This is a genomic window from Pseudogulbenkiania sp. MAI-1 (genome assembly GCF_000527175.1).
Taxonomy (GTDB): Bacteria; Pseudomonadota; Gammaproteobacteria; order Burkholderiales; family Chromobacteriaceae; genus Pseudogulbenkiania.
Map to the genome: position 1 here is coordinate 906,435 of NZ_AZUR01000001.1, position 20,582 is coordinate 927,016.

Below are 20,582 nucleotides of genomic sequence, written 5' to 3' on the forward strand. Positions count from 1 at the left end.
TCTCGATTGGGCAGGCGATGCCGTCTCTTCAGTGGCTGGCGCCATCCGGTTAGTCGGCGAGCACGCCGGCTACGCGCGGATGTGGCATGGCGCACTCTGGTCCATTTCTCTCCACGTTGGTGCCTATGGAAAACCCGACCATTTCCGACCATGAATTCGTTTTGTTCCAGCGGCTGATTTATCGCCTGGCGGGGATCAATCTTGTTCCAAGCAAGAAGGTGCTCCTGGTCGGACGCCTCACCAAACGGCTTCGCCACTTTGGGCTGCAGCATTTTGGCGAATATTATCGCGTGGTCACCAGCGGCGAGCACCCTGCCGAGGCGCAGCTCATGGTCGATCTGCTGACCACGAACGAGACCTGTTTTTTCCGCGAACCGGCCCACTTTCATTTCCTGCGCGAATTTGCCAGCAAGCGGCGGAGCCGCCCATTGCGGGTCTGGAGCGCGGCCTGCTCTTCGGGAGAAGAGCCTTATTCAATTGCCATGACGTTGGCAGAAACGCTGAGCTTGTCAGGTCATTGGGAGATTCTGGCGTCCGACATCAGCAAGACCGTGCTTGAGCGGGCCGAACGGGGGCTATATCCCATGGAGCGCGCCCATGATATTGAAAAAAATTTGCTAAAAGCATATTGCCTTAAAGGGGTGCGTAGCCAAGAGGGCACGTTCCTCATCGAGCAATCATTGCGCGAGCGTGTGGCGTTTCGCCAATTGAATCTGACCACGCTGGAAGCCGCGGACCTCGGTCAGTTTGATCTCATTTTTTTGCGCAATGTGATGATTTATTTCGATAGCGACACGAAGCGGAAGGTGGTGGCAAACCTTCTTCCCCATCTCAAACGCGATGGAGTCTTTATCGTCGGCCATTCGGAAACCCTGAACGGCGTCACCAGCGAGCTGGTTTCAATACGGCCGACCCTGTATTGCCGGCCCGAATTCCGGCAATGAAACGTCGCAGGCATTTTCACGCTTCGCGCCCCGGACAAGATGGGAGATGACCTCCCGCCATAGGGATCAGGACAATGAACAAGCAAATAAAAGTGATGATCGTGGATGATTCTGCCGTCGTGCGGCAGGTCGTGCGGCAAGCACTGGAGCACGATCCTGGAATACGGGTGATCGGCGCCGCCTCGGATCCGCTCTTTGCCCTGACGCACATGCAGCGTGACTGGCCGGAGGTGATCGTGCTGGATATCGAGATGCCGCGGATGGATGGCCTGACTTTCCTGAAAAAGATCATGGCCGAGCGGCCGACACCGGTGGTGATCTGCTCATCCCTGGCGGAAAGCGGTACCACCGCGGCGATGAACGCCCTGGCCGCCGGAGCGGCCGCCATTATTACCAAGCCCAAGATGGGGGTGAAGCAGTTCCTCGAAGACAGCGCCAACGACATCGTGCAGGCAGTGCGGGCGGCCGCCCGCGCCAATGTCAGCCGGTTGATGGCGCGGGTGGCGCCAGTAGTGGTGCCGCCCCCCAAGTTGTCCGCCGACGCGGTGATCAGCGGCGGCTTGGGGCGCGGCGCGGGAATGGTCCGCACCACGGAACGCATCGTGGCGATCGGCACGTCGACCGGCGGCACCCAGGCGCTGGAGGCCGTGTTGACTCGCCTGCCGGCGGTCTGTCCCGGCATCGTGATCGTCCAGCACATGCCGGAGCGCTTCACCGCCATGTTCGCGGAAAGGCTCAACAAGCTATGCCAGGTTGAGGTACGCGAGGCGCGTCAAGGCGACCGGGTGATCCCAGGGCGCGCCTTGATCGCGCCGGGCGGCAAGCACATGCTGTTGGCACGGAGCGGTGCCCAGTACACCGTCGAAATAAGAGAGGGCCCACTGGTCAACCGGCACCGTCCTTCCGTCGACGTGCTCTTCCGTTCGTGCGCCAAATTCGCTGGCCGCAACGCCCTTGGCGTCATCATGACCGGGATGGGGGATGACGGCGCGCGCGGTCTCAAAGAAATGAAAGAAGCCGGCGCCCGGACCATTGCCGAAGACGAATCCACCTGCGTGGTGTTCGGTATGCCCAAGGAGGCCATCGCCCTCGGCGGCGTCGATGAAGTCATTCCATTGGATCGGATCGCAACCGTTATCGAACATTATGGTCACTGAAATGTGAAGGAGACCTCCATGGCCACACGTCATGGTATCGACTGGGACAAGGCGCAGGCGCTCTACGTTGCCGAGCGCGAGGCCTTCGTCGCCCGCATGCCTCGCTCGCGCGAACTATCGGCCGCCGCTGGCGGGCATCTACTGTTCGGCGTGCCGCTGCACTGGATGAACGACTGGTCCACGCCGTGCTCGCTGTATGTGGCAGCCGCGCAGGGGGCACGCTTCCAGGACGTGGACGGCCATGATTACGTGGATTTCTGCCTGGGCGACACCGGCGCCATGTTCGGCCACAGCCCCAAGCCGGTGGCCGAGGCCATCGCCCGTCAGGCGCAGCGGGGATTGACCGCCATGCTGCCCAGCGAAGACGGGGTCTGGGTGGCACAGGAACTCGCGCGCCGTTTCGGGTTGCCGTACTGGCAGTTTGCCCTGTCGGCGTCGGATGCCAACCGCTTCGCCATCCGCTGGGCGCGCGCCGTGACCGGGCGCAGCAAGGTGCTGGTCTTCAACGGCTGCTACCACGGCACGGTGGACGACGTGTTCGTCGACCTGGTGGACGGCCGGCCGCAAACGCGCGACAGCCTGCTGGGTCAGGTGTACGACCTCACCCAGCATACCCGCAGCGTGGAATTCAACGATCTGGCCGCATTGGAGGGCGCGCTGCAGGATGGCCAGGTGGCCTGCCTGCTGGCCGAGCCGGCGATGACCAATATCGGCATGGTGCTGCCGCAGCCGGGCTTCTGGCCGGCGGCCCAGGCGTTGTGCCGGCGCTACGGCACACTGCTGTTGATCGACGAGACCCACACCATCAGCAGCGGACCCGGCGGCTACACCCGCGCTCATGGCCTGCAGCCGGACTTGTTCGTGCTGGGCAAGCCGGTGGCCGGCGGTGTGCCGTGCGCGGTGTACGGTTTCAGCGCCGAGGTGGCGCGCCGTGCCGAGGAGGCCAAGCGCAACGCGCCGCCCGGCCACAGCGGCATCGGCACCACGCTCACCGCCAACCTGCTGGCCATGGCGGCGATGCGCGCCAACCTCGCCGAGGTGATGACGGACGAAGCCTACCTGTACATGTTCGCCCTGGCCGAACGGCTGGCCGCCGGTCTGCGTCGCGTGATCGACGAGCAAGGGCTGCCGTGGTGCGTGACCCGGGTCGGCGCGCGCACCGAGTTCCAGTTCACCCCGACGCCGCCGCAGAACGGCAGCGAGGCCGACAAGGTTCTCGACAGCGAACTGGAGCATATCGTGCACCTGTTCCTGCTCAACCGCGGGCTGTTGATCACGCCGTTCCACAACATGATGCTGGTGTGCCCGGACACCACCACAGCGGACGTCGACCGGCTGGTGGCGGCATTCGCGGCATTCGTGGCCGCAGTACGCTAGGAGGGCCGTGGTGCTTGTGGCTTGATGCCTTGCCGAAGAGGGCAGGGCTTGTGCGATCCGGTTAGTTAGCCATCACCATTTTGCACAGCGCTCGCAGCCGGCTGGAAAGATCGTGCACCCGTTGGGGCGCTTCGGGGCGGCAATGCAAGACCAGTTCCAGAGATGGCAGCGAGGCAAAGCCTTCGCGGTCTGTCAGCACGCGGTGGACGGGCAGTGCCAGCCGCGCCGGCAACAGGCTGACGCCCAGTCCGCTGGCCACCGCCGAGCGGATACTGGCCAGGCTGGCGCTGCTGTAGCTGATACGCCAGCGGCGGCCACTGCTTTCCAGCGCGTGAATCATTTCGTCGCGGTATAGCCCGCCAACTGGAAACACCACCAGGCCGATTACGGGCTGGAACAGGGCAGGCCGGCGAACTTCCTGCTGCTGCCGGCGGAAACCGTAGGCGAGGCCATCGTGATGCGTCCGCCGCAGCGCACGGTGATCCGTCACGGCAAGTGCATTGTCTATGAGGGGAGGTTGCTGCAGCCCCTTCTTGCCACGGCCGATGTCTAAGTGCCACCAAGGCGCGGCCGGCTGGCGTCCCCGGCGCTGATCCCTATCGCTGATACAGCGCCGTGACCGAGCGCAGTGCGAGCACGGCCGGGGCGGCACGGAGCGCCCGACGGATACCAGGCGCTCTGTTACTAAGACAAGCGATTGCCCCGGCGCGTTGCAGACGGATGGCGGGTAATGGTTCTACGCTGGTAGAGAGAATCTTTGGCAGTGAGGAAACCATGAAACCCTCTCCCGGATTGGTTGGCGCTACCGCAGCGGGAACGCTGGTCTCGCTCGGCCTGGCCGTGCTCGGTGCGGGTGGACTGGCAACCTTCTTCTCCCATCCTGCCCGCATTGCCCTGGTAGTGGCCGTCGTGGTGATGTCCGGCGTGACGGCCTTCAGCAGTGGCAACCTGAGCCCCGGTGTGCGCGAGGACCGGGCCAACCGCTGGGTGCTTCCCGTCTTCGGGTTGCTCGGCCTGCTCTCCGCCTATCTGCCGGCCTATACCGAACGGCTGGGGGTGTGGGTACTCGGGGAGGAGGGTGTGCGCTGGCTGGGCGTCGTGCTATTCGCCGCCGGCGGTGTGCTGCGGATCTGGCCGGTGTTCGTGCTGGGCTACCGCTTCAGCGGACTGGTCGCCATCCAGCCCGGCCATACGCTGGTCACGAGCGGGGTGTACCGCGTCATCCGTAACCCCAGCTACCTGGGCCTGCTCGTCAACTCGCTGGGATGGGCTCTGGTGTTCCGCTCGGGAGTCGGCGTGCTGCTGACAGCACTGATCATCCCGCCGCTCATCGCACGCATCCGTTCCGAGGAAGCGCTGCTGCACGAGCAGTTCGGGACGGAGTACGAGGCCTACTGCGCCCGCACCTGGCGGCTGATTCCTTGGCTATATTGATGTTCTACCACCCCGGATCAGGCATGGGCCTGATCCTTGTCCATTCAGGAGTCAGCGCATGTCCCTCTCCATGTACCAAGCCTCCGTCCCGGGGCTGATCCGCGGCTTGAACAATCTCGCGGCCATCCTCGACAAGGCCGCCGCTCATGCCGAAGCGAAGAACATCGCACCGGAGGTGTTCCTCCAGGCCCGGCTCGCCCCCGACATGTTCCCGCTGGTGCGCCAGGTGCAAAGCGTATCGGATAGCGCCAAGGGCTGCGCCGCGCGGCTGGCCGGCCTCGAGGTGCCGAGCTACCCCGACACCGAAACCAGCTTCCCCGAGCTGCAGGAGCGCCTCGCCAAGACCGTGGCCTTCCTGAAGGGCATCACGCCGGAGCAGATCGACGGCAGCGAGGAGCGCCCGATCACGCTCAAGGTGCGCAGCCGGGAAATCCATTTCACCGGGCAGAGCTACCTGCTGGGCTTCGTCCTGCCCAACTTTTACTTCCACCTGACCACCGCCTACGACATCCTGCGCCACAACGGCGTGGAGCTCGGCAAGATGGATTACCTAGGTGGGGTGTGATGCTCTTGTGCCGATCAACTGTGCTTAGAGCCGCAACAAAACCCAGTGCAACGGTCTTGGCTAGGCGCGCGGCCGCAGACAGTACAAGTAGTACGGCAAGTGCTTGCTGGGCGAATCAAAGATTCGCACGCGAGCGCAACAACGCCAAGAGGGTTTTGTTAGCGGCTCTCAGTGCAGCTTGACCTGGGGCTCGGTCCGCTTGCTGAGGACACGGCCGATGGTGGCCAGGCACGTCCGCCCCAGGCCGTACAGGGCCATCTTGTGCTTGCTGTAGAGCGACAAATACATCAGGCGGGCGAATTGCCCCTGGATGAACAGGCTCTTGCGCGACAGCGAACTCATCAGGCTGCCCACCGTGCTGTATTTGCCCAGTGAGATCAGCGAGCCCAGATCCCTGTAGTGGAACGTCTGCAGCGGCTTGCCTTGCAGGTGCCGCTGGATGTTGGCCAGCAGCACGGTGGCCTGCTGATGGGCGGCCTGGGCACGCGGAGGCACCCATCCCTGTTTCTCTTCCCACGGGCAGGCGGCGCAATCCCCCAGCGCGAAAATGTCCGGGTCCAGCGTGGTCTGCAAGGTGGGGGTGACCACCAACTGGTTGAGCCGGTTGGTTTCCAGCCCATCCAGCTGACTGAGGAAGTCGGGAGCCTTGACCCCCGCCGCCCAGACCACCAGTTCCGACGGAATGCGCTTACCGCTGGCGGTGACGACCGCCGTTTCGGTAACCTCGGTGACCCTTTCCCCGGTGAACACCGACACGTTCAGCTTCTCCAGCAGGCGCCGCGCATTGCCCGACAGCTCGGGCGGCAGGGCCGGGAGGATGCGCTCGCCGGCTTCGATCAGGGTGAGCTGGATATCCCGGTCTGGGTCGATGCTTTCCCGCCCGTAGGCCACCAGTTCCCGCGTCGTGTTGCGCAACTCCGCCGCCAGTTCGACGCCCGTCGCCCCACCGCCGATGATGGTGATGTGCAGCTGTTCCGGGCGCAATGGCTCGGCTTGCAGGCTGGCCCGGATGCAGGCGTTGACCATGCGCTGATGAAAATGCGAAGCCTGCTCCGGCGTATTCAGGCTGATCGCATGGCGTGCCACGCCCGGCGTACCGAAATCGTTGGTGCCGCTGCCGACGGCCATCACCAGCACATCGTAGGGGATGCGGCGGCGGGGAATCAGTTCCTGGCCATCGGCATCCAGGGTGGGGGCGACGTGGACGACCTTCTCGCGACGGTCGAGCCCGTCCATGCGGCCCAGGCAAAAGCGGAAGCCGTGCCAGCGAGCCTGGGCGAGGTAGTCCAGCTCTTCCTTGGCCGGCGTCATGCTGCCGGCGGCAATCTCGTGCAGCAGGGGCTTCCAGATATGGGCGCGAGCGCAGTCGACCAGGGTGATCCGGGCCTGCTGCTTGCGCCCCAGGGTATCGCCCAGCCGCGTCGCCAGGGCCAGCCCGCCGGCTCCTCCTCCGACAATGACGATGTTCGGCGTGCGGGATGAGGGCATGGCTGTCTCCGGGAAGGCGTTAACAATGGGTGGTGCTTCCTTTGGCGCACAATCCCCCTTATTTGATGTGAAGGGAAGGGGAGCTAGAATGGCGGAAAACGAAGCTGTGTGCGGCTAATTTGCCCGGTCTCAGTCCACGGCGACAAGCGATATAAATTCAGCACATTGTGAGCGATAGGAACTATCGGTGAGGCGAAAGATACCCAGCATCGAGGCACTGCAGGCCTTCGAAACGGCGGCGCGCTACCAGAGCTTTACCCGGGCCGCCGAAGAACTGGCCCTGACGCAAAGTGCCGTCTGCAAGCAGATCGCCGCGCTGGAAGAGATGCTGGGGATTCCCCTGTTTCACCGCATCAAGCGGCGCGTCAGCCTGACCGAAGCGGGGCAGGTCTATGCCCGGGAAGTCCGGGAGAACCTCGACCGGATGGAGCGCAGCACCCTGTCCATCATGGCCCATCAAGGCTCGGGCGGAGTCATCGAGCTGGCGTCCGTTCCCACCTTCGCCACGCGCTGGCTGATCCCGCGTCTACCGCAGTTTTATGCCGCCCATCCCAATATCACCATCAATATCACCACCCGCTCCGATCCCTTCATCTTCACCGACACGGTGTTCGATGCCTCCATCCACTTCGGGAGCGGGGTCTGGCCGGGGGCCCACGCCGACCACCTGTTCGGCGAGGAAATGATCCCGGTGTGCAGTCCGGCGCTGCTGGAGAGGCAGCCATGCCCGCGGCCGGAGGATCTGATCCGGCTCAAGCTGCTGCACCTGTCGGCCCGCCACGATGCCTGGCACAAGTGGTTTGCCGCCGCCGGGGCCAGCGACCTCAACGCCATGGTCGGCCCGCGCTACGAGCTGTTTTCGATGCTGGTGGAGGCGGCGCGGGCGCACATGGGCGTCGCCCTCGTGCCGCGCTTTCTGGTGCAGGAAGAAATCCGTTCCGGCTCGCTGGTGACGCCGTTCGACATCCCGCTGCAAAGTGAGATGGGCTACTTCCTGGTCTATCCGGAAAACAAGCAGGCATCCACCACGCTCCAGGCCTTCGTCGGCTGGCTGCTCGGCCAGGCGGAACAGTATCGCCAGACGCTGCAGCCGTAGGAGTGACGGTACACAGATCGTAGGATGGGTGGAGCGCAGCGCAACCCATCGCCGGGGCACTCACGTCCCGCGTAACACAAGCCCCACCAGGAACTGCGCAGGTCCGGAGGCCCGTAGGATGGGTGGAGCGCAGCGCAACCCATCGCCGATGGAGAGCCCGTGCAAACAAGCTCAGAACAGTTTCTTAACCCACCATGTCCTGCGGCTTCACCCAGGCATCGAACTGCTCCGCCGTCACAAAGCCGCTCGCCAGCGCCGCCTCGCGCAGCGTCAGCCCCTCCTTGTGCGCCTTCTTGGCGATGGCCGCCGCCTTGTCGTAGCCGATGTGCGGATTGAGCGCCGTCACTAGCATAAGCGATTTTTCCAGCAACTCGTCGATGCGCGCCCGGTTGGGTTCGATGCCCACCGCGCAGTGCTCGTTGAAACTCGTCATGCCGTCGGCCAGCAGGCGCACGCTCTGCAGGAAGTTGTGGATGATCAGCGGCTTGAACACGTTGAGCTCGAAGTTGCCGCTGGCGCCGCCGATGTTGACCGCCACGTCATTGCCGAACACCTGGGCACAGGCCATGGTCAGCGCCTCGCTCTGCGTCGGGTTTACCTTACCCGGCATGATCGAGCTGCCCGGCTCGTTCTCCGGAATGGTGATCTCGCCGATGCCGCAGCGCGGCCCGCTGGCCAGCCAGCGCACGTCGTTGGCGATCTTCATCAAGGCGCCGGCCAGCGTCTTCAGCGCGCCGTGGGCGTGCACCAGCGCATCGTGCGCCGCCAGCGCCTCGAACTTGTTGGGCGCGGTGACGAAGGGCAGGCCGGTGTCTTCGGCCAAGCGCTGTGCCACACGCACTGCGAATTCCGGATGGGCGTTGAGCCCGGTGCCGACCGCCGTGCCGCCCAGTGCCAGCTCGCACAAGTGCGGCAGCGCGTCCTCCAGATGGCGCCGGCTGTGCGCCAGCTGCGCCACGTAGCCGGAGAACTCCTGCCCCAGCGTCAGCGGCGTGGCGTCTTGCAGGTGGGTACGGCCGATCTTGACGATGTCAGTGAACGCCAGTGCCTTGTTCGCCAACGTGGTGGCCAGCGTATCCAGCGCCGGCAGCAGCCGTTCCTCGAGTGCCGCCACCGCCGCCACATGCATCGCGGTGGGGAACACATCGTTGGACGACTGGCCGCGGTTGACGTGGTCGTTCGGGTGCACCAGGCGCGCCTCGCCACGCTCGCCGCCCATCAACTCGCTGGCGCGGTTGGCCAGTACCTCGTTCATGTTCATGTTCGACTGCGTGCCCGAACCGGTCTGCCACACCGCCAGCGGAAACTCCTCCGGATGGCGTCCGGCGATCACCTCGCCGGCGGCGGCGGCGATGGCCGCTCCCAGATCGTCGGGCAGCAAGCCCAGCTCGACGTTGACGCTGGCGGCGGCGCGCTTCACCTGCGCCAGCGCCACGATCAGCTCCGGTGGCATCTTTTCGCTCGAGATGCGGAAATTCTCCAGCGAACGCTGGGTCTGGGCTCCCCACAGCCGCTTGGCCGGGACGGCGATTTCGCCGAAGGTATCGCGTTCCATGCGGATGGACATTGACGATCTCCCCTGCACGAGAAGCATGTTCCGAACCTGCTTCGCGATGTGCCGTGAGCGGATCGTGGATCGAAGTAGCTCGTTAGGATGGGTGGAGCAGAGCGCAACCCATCGGCGATGAGCTCCGACCGGCGGGACCACGCCCAAGGGCGCCCGGCAAGATCGTGAACAGGTGCTGCATGAAGCCTAGCAGCCGGCTATAGGGGCGACAAGGCGGAAGCCGGCGCCGGAACGGTGTTACAATCACCGGCTGGGCCGCTAAGGACAGCCACGCCGCACTCCATCCGGACGGCTGCTCTTAGCGGCTCCCGCGGCCAGCCCGCTGGCCACTCGTCATCACCCCACGTTTTTGCGAGACAGCCTCATGACCATCATCCGTCAGGAAGACTTCATCCAGAGCATCGCGGATGCCTTCCAGTACATCAGCTGCTACCACCCGAAAGACTACATCGACGCGCTGTACAAAGCGTACCAGCACGAAGAAAGCCCGGCCGCCAAGGACGCCATGGCGCAGATCCTGATCAACAGCCGCATGTGCGCCGAAGGCCGCCGTCCGATCTGCCAGGATACCGGTATCGCCGTAGTGTTCCTGAAAGTGGGCATGAAGGTGCAGTGGGACAGCACCCTGAGCGTGCAGGAGATGGTCAACGAAGGCGTACGCCGTGCCTACAACAACCCGGATAACAAGCTGCGCGCCTCGGTACTGCTCGACCCGGCCGGCCTGCGCAAGAACTCCAAGGACAACACCCCGGCCGTGGTGCACTTCGAGATCGTCGAAGGCGACGGCGTTGAAGTGATCTGTGCCGCCAAGGGCGGTGGCTCCGAGAACAAATCCAAGTTCTACGCGCTCAACCCGTCCGACTCCATCGTCGACTGGGTCATCAAGACCGTGCCGACCATGGGCGCCGGCTGGTGTCCGCCGGGCATCCTCGGTATCGGCATCGGCGGCACCCCGGAAAAGGCCATGCTGCTGGCCAAAGAATCGCTGATGGACCACGTCGACATCCACGAACTCAAGGCCAAGGCCGACAGCGGCGCGGAACTGACCAAGGTCGAAGCGCTGCGCCTGGAAATCTTCGAGAAGGTCAACGCGCTGGGCATCGGCGCGCAAGGCCTGGGCGGTCTCACCACGGTGCTCGACGTCAAGATTCTGGACTACCCGACCCACGCCGCCAGCCTGCCGGTCGCCATGATCCCGAACTGCGCCGCCACCCGCCACATCCACTTCCATCTGGACGGCAGCGGCCCGGCCCACCTGGAAACCCCGAGCCTGGAAGACTGGCCGGACATCACCTACGACAGCTCCAACGGCAAGCGCGTCGACCTGGACAACATCACCAAGGAAGAAGTGGCCAGCTGGCAGCCGGGCGACGTGCTGCTGATCAACGGCAAGATCCTCACCGGCCGCGACGCCGCGCACAAGCGCATGGTCGACATGCTGAACAAGGGCGAGAAACTGCCGGTCGACTTCACCAACCGCTTCATCTACTACGTCGGCCCGGTCGACCCGGTGCGTGACGAAGTGGTCGGCCCGGCTGGCCCGACCACCGCCACCCGCATGGACAAGTTCACCCGCCAGATGCTGGAACAGACCGGCCTCTTGGGCATGATCGGCAAGGCCGAGCGTGGCCCGGCAGCGATCGAAGCGATCAAGGACAACAAGGCCGTGTACCTGATGGCCGTCGGCGGCTCCGCCTACCTCGTCTCCAAGGCGATCAAGGCCTCCAAGGTGGTCGGCTTCGAAGACCTCGGCATGGAAGCCATCTACGAGTTCGAAGTGAAAGACATGCCGGTGACCGTGGCGGTCGACTCCTGTGGCACCTCGGTGCACAACACCGGCCCGGCCGAATGGCGCGTCAAGATCGGCAAGATTCCGGTCGCTACCGCCTGATGGCGGAGCGTTCTTGAACGCTAGCTGAATTCCTTCGGCCTACGCTGGCCGGAAGGCAACCCGACACCCCCGTCTGCAATGCAGGCGGGGGTGTTTTGTTTTTCGGCTAGCCCATCTCACAGGGATGGCTTAACCGATGAAAGCGTATGGAGATGTGAATCCAGTAGGTGTAGGCCTCTTCGGTACGCAGGCTGTAGTGCTTGAGGCGGATGAGGTCGCTGACCTGATCGCGCAGCTTGGGTGGAGGAGTAGACCTGACGTATTTCCCGGTTGTTATTTAGTACGCTTCCGTCATAGACCGTCCTGTGGCATGCTGTCCAGCATGATTGTTGCCATGCATTCTGGATGGTGACGTAAAAAATACGTCTTTTAGGACGCCTACTTCTAGACGGTACTCAGTATCGAGGTTCATGGGCAGAAAAATTTAAAAGGTCATATTGGACTGAATCGCATGGATAAAACACCACTTCCTCCATTACTTGCTGAAATTAATAACGGCTCTGTTACATGGAAAAGGCTCGATAGCATAAATTACGAAGTCCTTGGCTATTTTTTGTCATGCCATCTGATCATCGAGCACTATCTAGATGAGTTCTTAAAGATTTGCCATCCTGCCCTAGACTGGGAAGCCTCACGTCAAACTTTCGGACAAAAAATATCGTTGCTATCCAATTTTAAAATATCGGATCAATATGATTGCATTCCAGCTATTAAGCACATGAATTCTTTGCGAAACAAATTAAGTCACAATATTGAATTCAAAATTGAAGCAAACGACTTGCTGCCTTTGAGGCAGTACCTCGACAAAGCTACTGAAGGAAGAATGGATATTCCACATGATCCCAAGGGTCTGCTTGAACAATTCACAATGATGACATGTGTTTTATTTGCCGGATATATCAGTAGCGAGGTTCACCACAAGAAGCTAACAAGAAAATAAGCCCTAGCCTACAAACAAGCTGAGCCTCGGTAGTTCTTGGCATGTATTTAATTGAGAGCTATTATTTCACTCTTGATAGCATTACTAGATTAGTTGGATTCCAACTTCCTAAAAACAAAAACTGAAGCATTGAAAGGAAAAATCCTAACCCAAGGAGTGGGAACAAATCACTAGCATTGAAACTGCTGTATCTTTCAAAATATCTTTTTGATAATTCTACAATTTGCTCTTTTTGTTCGTTGCTTATGGAGCTATTGAGCTTCTTCTCATTGGCTTTCATAATCTCTAGCAATTCATTAGTATCAATGACCTCTAACAGGTTTCTTCCTGGTACTCTATCATTATTTTTAATGACAATTGGTTCATTGCTTGGCATGGAACTATCTTGGCTTATATTTGTGCCTTTGTTTTCATTAAAAAAGGCATGCCAACTATATTTTGAAGAAAGTCCATAATACTTTGAGTACTCTTCAGTCCCAGGCAAGTCATTGAAAGTTTTACTGCTGAAAACTTCTTTTCTATATGAGTAGAAATCAATAATAGGATTAAATTTTTCATATGCCATAACCGCTGTAACTATGCCAGCCAGAATCCAGCTAACTATAAGCAACCTAGCAACAAATCTTTTGATTGCACTATTCATGGTTATCCCTTTTCTTACTTATCTATCGAATGTAAGAAGCATAATACTGCCATGTGTCATTTTGGTCAACTGAAGGCATAAAACCAGTCATAAGACTGATTTTATTACTGCCAAAGCTTATCTACTAGAGAGCTACCTTTAATGTGGGTGCATCTTCTTAAAGTCCTTGGTTCTTTATGTTCAGTGATAGGGGGGGAAGGGGGCGGATTTATTTCCTGTTCCGTAACTGCCTCGCCTTGCTCGTTGCGGTAATAGGGTGCGGTAATAGGGTGCGGTAATAGGGGACAGACCACAGTTTTCTGCTAGTCTGGTCCTATTGATCCTTCCGAGGAGCCTCACATGCCACGCCGCCTCAGCCTGGCCGTGCCAGGAAAACTGTGGTCTGTCCCTTAGTTTACTTCAGTTTTCCCACAGACCACCTTAGTCAACAGAAACGCTAAGTTAAACCAAGATTTTGCGAGCGGCTTTGTACCATTGGATGACGTAGCCCTTATAGTTCTTGATATCTTGATTTTCTATGTGGTGGATGAGCCAACGCGTAAGACCATCCCAGTTCCCAAGGTTGCCTGGTGGGAAAATTTGCCAACCTAGTTCCACGATAGTCCAGCTGGACTTTGCCGCGTTGCGAAGCATCAAATAATAGGGGACAGACCACGGCTTTCCGGTTTTCTGCTAGTCTGGTCCTGTTGATCCTTTCGATGAGCCTCACATGCCACGCCGCCCCCGCCTGGCCCTGCCGGGCGTTCCGCTGCATTTGATCCAGCGCGGCAATAACCGCCAAGCCTGTTTCTTTGCCGAGGAGGACTACCGCTTCTATTTGGAGTGGTTAGCCGAATATGCCGGCAAGATCGGCTGCCGCCTCCATACCTATGTGTTGATGACCAACCACGTGCATCTGCTGATCTCGGCAGATAGCGCGGAGGCGCCGGGTGCCTTGATGAAGGCGCTGGGACAGCGTTATGTGCAGTATGTGAATCGCATCTATCGGCGCAGCGGCACCTTGTGGGAAGGTCGCTTCCGCTCCTGCCCGATCCAGGAAGAAGCCTATTTGCTAGCTTGCCAGCGTTACATCGAACTCAATCCGGTGCGGGCTGGCATGGTGGAGCATCTCTGGAGAATACTCTTGGTCGAGCTACCTCGCCAACGGGGAGGGTGTAGAGAATGCACTGATCCGACCGCACGGGCTGTACGAGGCGTTGGGGCTGGATGCGACGAGTCGGCAGGCTGCTTACCGGGAACTGTTCAGGTACGAATTGGAGCCCGGGCTGGTCGATCAGATTCGACGGGCAACCAATGGCAATTTTGTGCTGGGTAACGAACGCTTCGCGGCGGAGGTGGCGGCGGTTATTGGCCAGCGGACGTTACCGGGCAAGTCGGGGCGACCGCGCAAGGTGGCGGAGCCTAAGTCTGGTAAGCTGTTTGGTGGACCGTGAAGCGGAAAACCGTGGTCTGTCCCCTGTTTTCCCTCTTGTTTTCCCCGAGCAGATGCATAATCAATAGAGAGGTATTTGTTTTGTTAAAAGAACAGTTCCTTGAGTACCTGCAAGCCTACTCTCAAAAAGACATTAATAAAATCTCGGACATGTTAGCCGAAGGCATAACCCTTCGAGACTGGAAAATATCCGTTTCCGGCAAAGCGGCCGCCATCAATGAAACAGTGAAGAACTTTTCTTCTGCAGAGTCAATAAAAATCGAAACATTACATACTTATGAATCAGACCACTCCGTTGCAGGCGAGTTGAAAATCACCGTTAACGGAAGTGAGATTCTTTATGTTGTTGATGTGATTTCATTTGACGCATCCAGAAAAATTAAATCCATTCGAGCTTACTTGGGCAGGCCAGATTAAATAAAATGGCTCAAAATCTTTTTTCATTGAGCCGGAACCGCCTGTGCAACATGATGCATTTAGGGTAAGCGCCTGCGGCTGGGAGTCAGGTGAGGAAATGGCGAAAGCCAAGGAAGAAACCATTCAGTGGTAAAACCGGGTCTGTCTCCGGTTTTCGTCCCCGGTTTTCGCTCCCGGTTTTCGTCCTGACGAGCCCAGACCACTCTTCCTGTTCCTGTGGCGATGTTCAACGATTAGGCCGCAAAAAGTACAAACCATGAGCACTTCCAAACCCTTGACTGCAATCCAGGCCGACGAGGTCGCCCCTCGCACCAAGCCCTCGAATTACCCCGAACCATTTGCCTCCCTGATGAATGGGAGAGAAAAACGGCAGCTTGGCGATGTCTTTGGCTTAACCAACTTTGGCGTCAACCTGACCCGTCTCGCCCCGAACTCCATCTCCGCTCTTCGCCACAGCCACACCAGACAAGACGAATTCATCTACATCCTCAGCGGCCATCCGACACTTCGCACAGACGAGGGCGATATCCGGCTTGCTCCCGGCATGTGCGCTGGCTTCAAGGCCGGCACAGGCAACGCCCACCACTTGGTTAACGACACCTCCGAAGTGGTCGTATATCTTGAGATCGGCGATAGAACGCCAGGAGATCAGGCAGCGTACCCCGACGATGATATTCAAGCCGAGCTGAAGGATGGCGAATGGCACTTCAGCCACAAGGACGGGACGCCTTACTGATGCGTCAACCACGGCATGGATTCGTTTGCTCGCGTGACTCGGGCCGGCTAATGGGTGCCCCCGGTTTTCCCGGTTTTTGTAAAATGACGTTTGAGTTTTATGTTGATGGGATGGTAGGGTGGTGGCAAGATGGCGTTTCGATACTGCGTCGAAACATTCATTGACTTGCCACACCGAGGGGAAACTCATGGGGAAACAGAAAGCGACTCTGCTTGGCGCCATGCTCATGGTCGCATTGACTTCGGGCTGTGCTTCTTACCGCACCAGCTCGAACATTGAGACGAAAACGCCGGCGAGCCTTGCCGCCGACACCAAGGTCATCATCTCCGAAGACTCGCTGCCGAATAAGAAATACACGGCAGTCGGCCCGATCGAAGTCAGCATCAAGAAGTTGACGGCATTCCATAAGAATCCGACCAGAGAACAAGCTAACGAGGCATTATCCGAGAAAGCCCGGGTAATCGGTGCCGATGCGGTCGTCAACGTAACGTATAAGAGCGGCATCGGCTTCACGACGTGGGGCTACATGGATGCCAAGGGGATGGGCGTCAAGCTGGCCGAGTAGAGACTACATTCGACATGCCGCTCCGGCGGATGGCCTGATCTGGCCGCCGGAGCCTCTCAATATGTCCAAGGAATCTCCATGAAGCTTTATTCGCTCTTTCTGCTGATGGCCACTGCCACGGTGTTCAGTCCCGGCCCTGGTGTCGTCATGACGCTCAGCAATGCCCTGCGCTATGGCATGCGCGGCACCTTTGGCGGCATCCTGGGGATTGCTTGTGGTGCGCTGGCGGTCGCGGCGATTTCGGCCACCAGTCTCGGGGTACTGCTTGCCGCTTCGGCGCTGGCTTTTACCGTCCTCAAGCTCATCGGTGCCGCTTATCTCATCTATCTCGGTATTCGGCTGTGGCGGGCACCCCCTTTCCGGTTCGCGGAGCAGTCGGTGCACGAGGCGAGTTTCGGCAAACGCTTTCTCGAAGGACTGTCCCTGCAACTCACCAATCCCAAGGCGATTTTCTTCTTCCTCTCGGTGTTTCCCCAGTTCATCGATCCGGCTAGGAGTTACCCGATTCAGTTCGCCACGCTGGTGCTGACCTACAGTGTTCTGGTTGTCGTCATTCACTGCAGTTACGCGTTGTTTGCCAAGCGTGCCAAAGGCTGGCTGGTGTCCGATCGCGGAGGCCGTATGGTCAACAAGGCGGCGGGAGTGACGTTCGTGTGTTTCGGCGCCGCGCTGGCGACGGCGAAGCGTTGATACACCGCTCCCTTGCTGTCTCGGCTTAAGAGAGGTGAGGTGGCAGTGAGATGTTTCGACGGCGCTCTCCTTGCCGCAGCGGTCTAAGCTGGTAGTCATGGCGACTCGACCATGATGGGAGCAAAAAAGGAGACGTTCCATGGCAAGCATCCAACGGATCACCCCCTGCCTGTGGTTCGACGATCAGGCCGAACAAGCGGCGGGGTTCTATACCGCCATCTTCAAGAACTCCCGGATCGTCGGTCTGACCCGCTACGGCGAGGCGGGGTATGAGATCCACGGCAGGCCGGCGGGGTCGGTCTTGACCGTGGAGTTCGAGCTGGATGGGCAGGCCTTTACCGCCCTCAACGGCGGGCCGGTGTTCACCTTCAACGAGGCCGTGTCGTTCCAGGTCAATTGCGAGACACAGGAAGAGGTGGACTACTACTGGGAGAAGCTGTCCGTCGGCGGAGATGAGGCGGCGCAGCAGTGCGGCTGGCTCAAGGACAAATACGGCGTGTCCTGGCAGGTGGTGCCGACTGCGCTGCCCAAGATGCTCGCCGATGCCGATTATGCAAAATCCGAGCGTGTCATGACTGCCCTGCTGCAGATGAAGAAGCTCGACATCGCCGCCTTGCAGCGGGCCTACGACGGGGCGGCTTGATCCGCTGGCGGCAGCCTGCTGCCGGTACGGGCAGGACGATGGAATAGCGGCTACACTAGCCTGCCCAGCGGTTGACGGAGGCTGAACGGAGTCGACCGCCGATCGTGCATTTTCATTCAGGAGCAGAGAATGGCCCAGTACAGCGCCGAAGTGCTTTGGCTGCGCGGCGAGCAGGATTTCCTAAGTAATCGCTACAGCCGCCGGCATCTGCTGCGTTTCGATGGCGGCGTAGAGGTGCCAGGTTCGTCATCCCCGCACGTCGTTCCCGTGCCGATGTCCGATGCCTCGGCCGTCGACCCGGAGGAGGCCTTCGTGGCGTCGTTGTCGAGCTGCCACATGCTGTGGTTCCTGTCGATCGCGGCCAAGCGCAAGTTCTGTGTCGAGCGCTATTTCGATGCCGCCGTCGGCGTGATGGAGAAGAACGCAGCCGGCAAGATGGCGATGACCGTCGTCACGCTACGGCCGGAGGTGACGTTCTCAGGGGAGCGTATCCCCACGCGTCAGGAACTCGACGCGATGCATCACGAAGCGCATGAGGAGTGTTTCATCGCCAACTCGGTCAAGACCGAGGTGCGTTGCGAGCCGGTGTACGGGGAACTCTGAGCTGGCGTGGTCGCAGAGTGCGCAGCCACCAGCAATCCTCAAGAGCAGGAGGGAAACCATGAAACCACGTATCAGCATGATTACGCTGGGTGTCGGCGATCTCGACCGCGCCACCCGGTTCTACGAACAGGGGCTGGGCCTGCCGCGCTATCCGATGGAGGCGGCCGGCGTCGCTTTCTTTGCGCTTGAAGGCACCTGGCTGGCCCTGTATCCGTGGTCGGCGCTGGCCGAAGACGCCACCGTGCCGGCCGAAGGCAGCGGGTTTCGCGGCACAGCCCTGGCCCACAATGTGTCGTCGCGGGAGGAGGTGGATCTGGTGATGGCGCAGGCGGTGAATGCCGGGGCGCGCGTGGTGAAACCGGCGCAAGATGCCTTTTGGGGCGGCTATAGTGGTTACTTTGCCGATCCGGAGGGTCATCTCTGGGAAGTGGCGTGGAACCCGTTCATGGCGATCGGCCCGCAGGATGAGTAAGCGGGATCCGAGCGCATCACGCGGAGGGGACGATGCGCATTGAACCGCTGGCCGATCACCGGCACCTGATCGCCGAGATCGCGGCCTTGCTCCATGTCTTGTGATGCCGCGTGCCGCGGCCATGAGCCTACAGTATTGAACAGTTAAGGAGTCCCATCATGATGTACCGTGGAAGCTGTCATTGCGGGCGGATCGCGTTCGAAGTGGAAGGCGATCTCACCCAGGCCATGGACTGCAACTGTTCGATCTGCCGTCGCAAGGGCTCGCTGATGTGGTTCGTGCCGCGCCAGCAGCTGCGCCTGCTGACGCCGGAAGCGGATATGAGTACCTACACCTTCAACAAGCATGTCATCCAGCATCATTTCTGCCCGGTCTGCGGCATCCATCCCTTCGGTGAGGGGCGCGACCCGGCGGGGAACGCCATGGCAGCGGTCAACGTGCGCTGTCTCGATGACGTCGATCTGGATGCGTTGCCGGTCAAGCACTTCGACGGGCGCGCGTTATGAGCGTCTGATCCAGGAAAGGATGAAGGGGGGAGCGAGGATGCCGGTGTATATCGTCAGGTTGGGCAGCGAGCGGCTGGACGGCGAGGGGTTGCGTATTGGCACGGTGCGGCGTCCTCCACGCGGGGTGCCGAAGAGTGAATTCTCGACCCAGAACTGGTACGACGTGTGGTATCCGAACCTGGCGCCCAGCGCGGAGACGGTGAAGATGGCGCAGCAGGCCAAGACGGAGCGGGACTGGGCGGCTTTCATCAAGCAGTACCGCGCCGAGATGGCGACACCGGACAACAGCCGCACGCTCGACTTGCTGGCGGCGCTGTCGCACCAGAGCAGCTTTTCCGTGGGCTGTTACTGTGCCGAGGAGGCGCATTGCCACCGCTCGGTGCTGCGCGTCCTGCTCGCCGAACGCGGCGCGGACGTGCGTTGAGGCTCAGTATTGGGTGAAGACCATCCGTGGCTCGGTGAGGCCTCAGGCCGCCGGGGCCAGGCTGGCCAGATAGTCGGCGACTTCCTCCTCGATCCAGGCGGTGAAATCGCGCTGCTTGGTCTGCGAATTCTCACGCTGTGGCCAGACCAGCCAGTGCGGGTAGGGGTAGGGCACGCGGATATCGGTCAATTGCACCAGTTCCCCGCGCTGTAGCGCGTCGTGCGCCAGGCTACGCCGCTCCAGCGCCACGCCCATGCCGAGGCGTACCGCTTCCAGCACCAGGTTGGAGTCGTTGATCCACAGTCCGGCGTTGCCCGGTTCCTCCACCCCGGCGACGTTGCACCAAGGTAGCCACGATTCCACCGTGCGCACGATGGGGCCGGCGACAATTTCCTGCGGGGTCTGCGGCAGGCGGCCACCGTTGAAGGACGGTGAGGCCACCACCACCAGTTCATCGTCGAACAGCCTTTTTTGCGCCAGCCCTTCCCAGCCGCCCTGGCCCATGCGCACGCCGATGTCGACCAGTCCCTGGCGCAGGTCCTGGATGTCGAGACTGGCGCGTAGGCTGACGCGGTAATGCGGGTGGCGGGCGTAGAAGCGGGGCAGGCGCGGTAGCAGCCAGTGCTTCCCGAACGAGGGCAGCACCGCGACCACCACTTCGTCCACGCGCGGCCGGGCACGCACCAGCCGTGTGGCCTCGGTGATTTCCCCCAGCCCGATACGGATCTGCAGCGCGTACAGCCGGCCGTCCTCGCTCAGGCGCAGGCCGCGCCCCTCGCGGGTGAACAGTGGGGTGCCGAGCAGATCTTCCAGCTGTTTTATCTGCTGGCTGATGGCCGAGTGGGTGACGTGCAGTTCGGCTGCCGCCAGCGTGATGCTGCCCAGGCGGGCCACGGCTTCGAAACTGCGCAGGGCGGGAAGGGGGGGAAGTGTGCTCATGTAAGTAAAATTAACACAAACGACAAATAAATATCGATTTTTTCTGGCTCTTC

At 60.5% G+C, this 20,582-nt stretch carries 24 protein-coding genes; 18 read left to right on the forward strand and 6 right to left on the reverse strand.

Going from position 1 to position 20,582, the window contains the following annotated elements:
- Nucleotides 1-125 precede the first annotated feature (125 nt).
- The 3 genes from PSEMAI1_RS0104145 (at nt 126) to PSEMAI1_RS0104155 (ending at nt 3,478) form a co-directional block, all read left to right on the forward strand.
- A complete protein-coding gene (locus tag PSEMAI1_RS0104145) occupies nt 126-944 on the forward strand; it encodes a protein-glutamate O-methyltransferase CheR (protein WP_024301649.1) in 819 nt (272 codons plus the stop codon).
- A 74-nt stretch (nt 945-1,018) separates the two neighbouring features.
- Nucleotides 1,019-2,101, forward strand: coding sequence for a chemotaxis response regulator protein-glutamate methylesterase (locus PSEMAI1_RS0104150; RefSeq protein ID WP_024301650.1), 1,083 nt, complete (start codon nt 1,019-1,021; stop codon nt 2,099-2,101).
- Nucleotides 2,102-2,119: 18 nt separating this feature from the next.
- Nucleotides 2,120-3,478: an aspartate aminotransferase family protein gene (locus PSEMAI1_RS0104155; RefSeq protein ID WP_024301651.1), complete on the forward strand. Its 1,359-nt coding sequence runs from the start codon at nt 2,120-2,122 to the stop codon at nt 3,476-3,478.
- Between the two features lie 61 nt (nt 3,479-3,539).
- Here PSEMAI1_RS0104155 and PSEMAI1_RS0104160 read toward each other — a convergent pair whose 3' ends face one another.
- A complete protein-coding gene (locus PSEMAI1_RS0104160) occupies nt 3,540-3,968 on the reverse strand; it encodes a LysR substrate-binding domain-containing protein (protein WP_024301652.1) in 429 nt (142 codons plus the stop codon).
- A gap of 284 nt (nt 3,969-4,252) precedes the next feature.
- On the opposite strand from PSEMAI1_RS0104160, the gene PSEMAI1_RS0104165 reads away from it, so the two are divergent.
- Both PSEMAI1_RS0104165 and PSEMAI1_RS0104170 read left to right on the forward strand, forming a co-directional pair.
- Nucleotides 4,253-4,912, forward strand: a complete 660-nt coding sequence (locus PSEMAI1_RS0104165) for an isoprenylcysteine carboxylmethyltransferase family protein (protein ID WP_024301653.1) — start codon at nt 4,253-4,255, stop codon at nt 4,910-4,912.
- A 58-nt stretch (nt 4,913-4,970) separates the two neighbouring features.
- Nucleotides 4,971-5,477, forward strand: a complete 507-nt coding sequence (locus tag PSEMAI1_RS0104170) for a DUF1993 family protein (protein WP_024301654.1) — start codon at nt 4,971-4,973, stop codon at nt 5,475-5,477.
- A gap of 168 nt (nt 5,478-5,645) precedes the next feature.
- On the opposite strand, the gene PSEMAI1_RS0104175 is transcribed toward PSEMAI1_RS0104170, so the two are convergent.
- The gene (locus tag PSEMAI1_RS0104175) at nt 5,646-6,965 is read right to left on the reverse strand and encodes an NAD(P)/FAD-dependent oxidoreductase (RefSeq protein WP_024301655.1); all 1,320 of its coding nucleotides are present in this window, start codon (nt 6,963-6,965) and stop codon (nt 5,646-5,648) included.
- A 187-nt stretch (nt 6,966-7,152) separates the two neighbouring features.
- Here PSEMAI1_RS0104175 and gcvA point away from each other — a divergent pair, with 187 nt between their 5' ends.
- The gene (gene gcvA, locus PSEMAI1_RS0104180; RefSeq protein WP_024301656.1) at nt 7,153-8,061 is read left to right on the forward strand and encodes a transcriptional regulator GcvA; all 909 of its coding nucleotides are present in this window, start codon (nt 7,153-7,155) and stop codon (nt 8,059-8,061) included.
- Nucleotides 8,062-8,245: 184 nt separating this feature from the next.
- Here the strand turns inward: gcvA and fumC are convergent, their stop codons facing one another.
- Nucleotides 8,246-9,628, reverse strand: coding sequence for a class II fumarate hydratase (gene fumC / locus PSEMAI1_RS0104185; protein WP_024301657.1), 1,383 nt, complete (start codon nt 9,626-9,628; stop codon nt 8,246-8,248).
- 364 nt (nt 9,629-9,992) lie between these two features.
- Here fumC and PSEMAI1_RS0104190 point away from each other — a divergent pair, with 364 nt between their 5' ends.
- Nucleotides 9,993-11,519 carry a fumarate hydratase gene (locus tag PSEMAI1_RS0104190; RefSeq protein ID WP_024301658.1) on the forward strand — a complete coding sequence of 509 codons (1,527 nt, stop codon included), beginning with the start codon at nt 9,993-9,995 and terminating at the stop codon, nt 11,517-11,519.
- Between the two features lie 106 nt (nt 11,520-11,625).
- Here the strand turns inward: PSEMAI1_RS0104190 and PSEMAI1_RS22460 are convergent, their stop codons facing one another.
- Nucleotides 11,626-11,796 carry a phage integrase N-terminal SAM-like domain-containing protein gene (locus PSEMAI1_RS22460; RefSeq protein WP_156943180.1) on the reverse strand — a complete coding sequence of 57 codons (171 nt, stop codon included), beginning with the start codon at nt 11,794-11,796 and terminating at the stop codon, nt 11,626-11,628.
- A 174-nt stretch (nt 11,797-11,970) separates the two neighbouring features.
- Here PSEMAI1_RS22460 and PSEMAI1_RS21090 point away from each other — a divergent pair, with 174 nt between their 5' ends.
- A complete protein-coding gene (locus PSEMAI1_RS21090; RefSeq protein WP_084612618.1) occupies nt 11,971-12,459 on the forward strand; it encodes a hypothetical protein in 489 nt (162 codons plus the stop codon).
- Between the two features lie 61 nt (nt 12,460-12,520).
- Here PSEMAI1_RS21090 and PSEMAI1_RS21665 read toward each other — a convergent pair whose 3' ends face one another.
- Nucleotides 12,521-13,102, reverse strand: coding sequence for a hypothetical protein (locus tag PSEMAI1_RS21665; RefSeq protein WP_156943081.1), 582 nt, complete (start codon nt 13,100-13,102; stop codon nt 12,521-12,523).
- Nucleotides 13,103-13,811: 709 nt separating this feature from the next.
- Between PSEMAI1_RS21665 and PSEMAI1_RS20460 the strand changes: the two genes are divergently transcribed.
- The 10 genes from PSEMAI1_RS20460 to PSEMAI1_RS0104240 all read left to right on the forward strand — a co-directional run bounded on the left by PSEMAI1_RS20460 (nt 13,812) and on the right by PSEMAI1_RS0104240 (nt 19,590).
- Nucleotides 13,812-14,417, forward strand: a complete 606-nt coding sequence (locus tag PSEMAI1_RS20460) for a transposase (RefSeq protein ID WP_198019577.1) — start codon at nt 13,812-13,814, stop codon at nt 14,415-14,417.
- A gap of 114 nt (nt 14,418-14,531) precedes the next feature.
- On the forward strand, nt 14,532-14,951 hold the full coding sequence (locus PSEMAI1_RS21095) for a hypothetical protein (RefSeq protein WP_198019578.1): 420 nt from the start codon (nt 14,532-14,534) through the stop codon (nt 14,949-14,951).
- A 256-nt stretch (nt 14,952-15,207) separates the two neighbouring features.
- On the forward strand, nt 15,208-15,687 hold the full coding sequence (locus tag PSEMAI1_RS0104205; protein ID WP_024301660.1) for a cupin domain-containing protein: 480 nt from the start codon (nt 15,208-15,210) through the stop codon (nt 15,685-15,687).
- Nucleotides 15,688-15,874: 187 nt separating this feature from the next.
- Nucleotides 15,875-16,252: a hypothetical protein gene (locus PSEMAI1_RS0104210; protein ID WP_024301661.1), complete on the forward strand. Its 378-nt coding sequence runs from the start codon at nt 15,875-15,877 to the stop codon at nt 16,250-16,252.
- A 78-nt stretch (nt 16,253-16,330) separates the two neighbouring features.
- Nucleotides 16,331-16,942, forward strand: coding sequence for a LysE family translocator (locus tag PSEMAI1_RS0104215; protein WP_024301662.1), 612 nt, complete (start codon nt 16,331-16,333; stop codon nt 16,940-16,942).
- Between the two features lie 139 nt (nt 16,943-17,081).
- Nucleotides 17,082-17,585 carry a VOC family protein gene (locus tag PSEMAI1_RS0104220; RefSeq protein WP_024301663.1) on the forward strand — a complete coding sequence of 168 codons (504 nt, stop codon included), beginning with the start codon at nt 17,082-17,084 and terminating at the stop codon, nt 17,583-17,585.
- A gap of 129 nt (nt 17,586-17,714) precedes the next feature.
- Nucleotides 17,715-18,188 carry an OsmC family protein gene (locus PSEMAI1_RS0104225; RefSeq protein ID WP_024301664.1) on the forward strand — a complete coding sequence of 158 codons (474 nt, stop codon included), beginning with the start codon at nt 17,715-17,717 and terminating at the stop codon, nt 18,186-18,188.
- Nucleotides 18,189-18,246: 58 nt separating this feature from the next.
- Nucleotides 18,247-18,660, forward strand: a complete 414-nt coding sequence (locus PSEMAI1_RS0104230) for a VOC family protein (RefSeq protein ID WP_024301665.1) — start codon at nt 18,247-18,249, stop codon at nt 18,658-18,660.
- A gap of 158 nt (nt 18,661-18,818) precedes the next feature.
- Nucleotides 18,819-19,166 (forward strand): GFA family protein, encoded by a 348-nt coding sequence (locus PSEMAI1_RS0104235; protein WP_024301666.1) that lies wholly within the window; start codon nt 18,819-18,821, stop codon nt 19,164-19,166.
- A 37-nt stretch (nt 19,167-19,203) separates the two neighbouring features.
- On the forward strand, nt 19,204-19,590 hold the full coding sequence (locus tag PSEMAI1_RS0104240; protein ID WP_024301667.1) for a DUF488 domain-containing protein: 387 nt from the start codon (nt 19,204-19,206) through the stop codon (nt 19,588-19,590).
- Between the two features lie 42 nt (nt 19,591-19,632).
- Here PSEMAI1_RS0104240 and PSEMAI1_RS0104245 read toward each other — a convergent pair whose 3' ends face one another.
- Entirely contained in the window at nt 19,633-20,529 is an 897-nt protein-coding gene (locus tag PSEMAI1_RS0104245) for a LysR substrate-binding domain-containing protein (protein ID WP_024301668.1), read from the reverse strand.
- Nucleotides 20,530-20,582 lie beyond the last annotated feature (53 nt).

Excerpts from the sequence above, each read along its gene's own strand:
- PSEMAI1_RS0104145 (WP_024301649.1), top strand. The coding sequence starts at position 126 with ATGGAAAACCCGACCATTTCCGACCATGAATTCGTTTTGTTCCAGCGG.
- PSEMAI1_RS0104150 (WP_024301650.1), top strand. The coding sequence starts at position 1,019 with ATGAACAAGCAAATAAAAGTGATGATCGTGGATGATTCTGCCGTCGTG.
- PSEMAI1_RS0104155 (WP_024301651.1), top strand. The coding sequence starts at position 2,120 with ATGGCCACACGTCATGGTATCGACTGGGACAAGGCGCAGGCGCTCTAC.
- PSEMAI1_RS0104165 (WP_024301653.1), top strand. The coding sequence starts at position 4,253 with ATGAAACCCTCTCCCGGATTGGTTGGCGCTACCGCAGCGGGAACGCTG.
- PSEMAI1_RS0104170 (WP_024301654.1), top strand. The coding sequence starts at position 4,971 with ATGTCCCTCTCCATGTACCAAGCCTCCGTCCCGGGGCTGATCCGCGGC.
- PSEMAI1_RS0104175 (WP_024301655.1), bottom strand. The coding sequence starts at position 6,965 with ATGCCCTCATCCCGCACGCCGAACATCGTCATTGTCGGAGGAGGAGCC.
- fumC (WP_024301657.1), bottom strand. The coding sequence starts at position 9,628 with ATGTCCATCCGCATGGAACGCGATACCTTCGGCGAAATCGCCGTCCCG.
- PSEMAI1_RS0104190 (WP_024301658.1), top strand. The coding sequence starts at position 9,993 with ATGACCATCATCCGTCAGGAAGACTTCATCCAGAGCATCGCGGATGCC.
- PSEMAI1_RS21090 (WP_084612618.1), top strand. The coding sequence starts at position 11,971 with ATGGATAAAACACCACTTCCTCCATTACTTGCTGAAATTAATAACGGC.
- PSEMAI1_RS21665 (WP_156943081.1), bottom strand. The coding sequence starts at position 13,102 with ATGAATAGTGCAATCAAAAGATTTGTTGCTAGGTTGCTTATAGTTAGC.
- PSEMAI1_RS20460 (WP_198019577.1), top strand. The coding sequence starts at position 13,812 with ATGCCACGCCGCCCCCGCCTGGCCCTGCCGGGCGTTCCGCTGCATTTG.
- PSEMAI1_RS0104205 (WP_024301660.1), top strand. The coding sequence starts at position 15,208 with ATGAGCACTTCCAAACCCTTGACTGCAATCCAGGCCGACGAGGTCGCC.
- PSEMAI1_RS0104210 (WP_024301661.1), top strand. The coding sequence starts at position 15,875 with ATGGGGAAACAGAAAGCGACTCTGCTTGGCGCCATGCTCATGGTCGCA.
- PSEMAI1_RS0104215 (WP_024301662.1), top strand. The coding sequence starts at position 16,331 with ATGAAGCTTTATTCGCTCTTTCTGCTGATGGCCACTGCCACGGTGTTC.
- PSEMAI1_RS0104220 (WP_024301663.1), top strand. The coding sequence starts at position 17,082 with ATGGCAAGCATCCAACGGATCACCCCCTGCCTGTGGTTCGACGATCAG.
- PSEMAI1_RS0104225 (WP_024301664.1), top strand. The coding sequence starts at position 17,715 with ATGGCCCAGTACAGCGCCGAAGTGCTTTGGCTGCGCGGCGAGCAGGAT.
- PSEMAI1_RS0104230 (WP_024301665.1), top strand. The coding sequence starts at position 18,247 with ATGAAACCACGTATCAGCATGATTACGCTGGGTGTCGGCGATCTCGAC.
- PSEMAI1_RS0104235 (WP_024301666.1), top strand. The coding sequence starts at position 18,819 with ATGATGTACCGTGGAAGCTGTCATTGCGGGCGGATCGCGTTCGAAGTG.
- PSEMAI1_RS0104240 (WP_024301667.1), top strand. The coding sequence starts at position 19,204 with ATGCCGGTGTATATCGTCAGGTTGGGCAGCGAGCGGCTGGACGGCGAG.
- PSEMAI1_RS0104245 (WP_024301668.1), bottom strand. The coding sequence starts at position 20,529 with ATGAGCACACTTCCCCCCCTTCCCGCCCTGCGCAGTTTCGAAGCCGTG.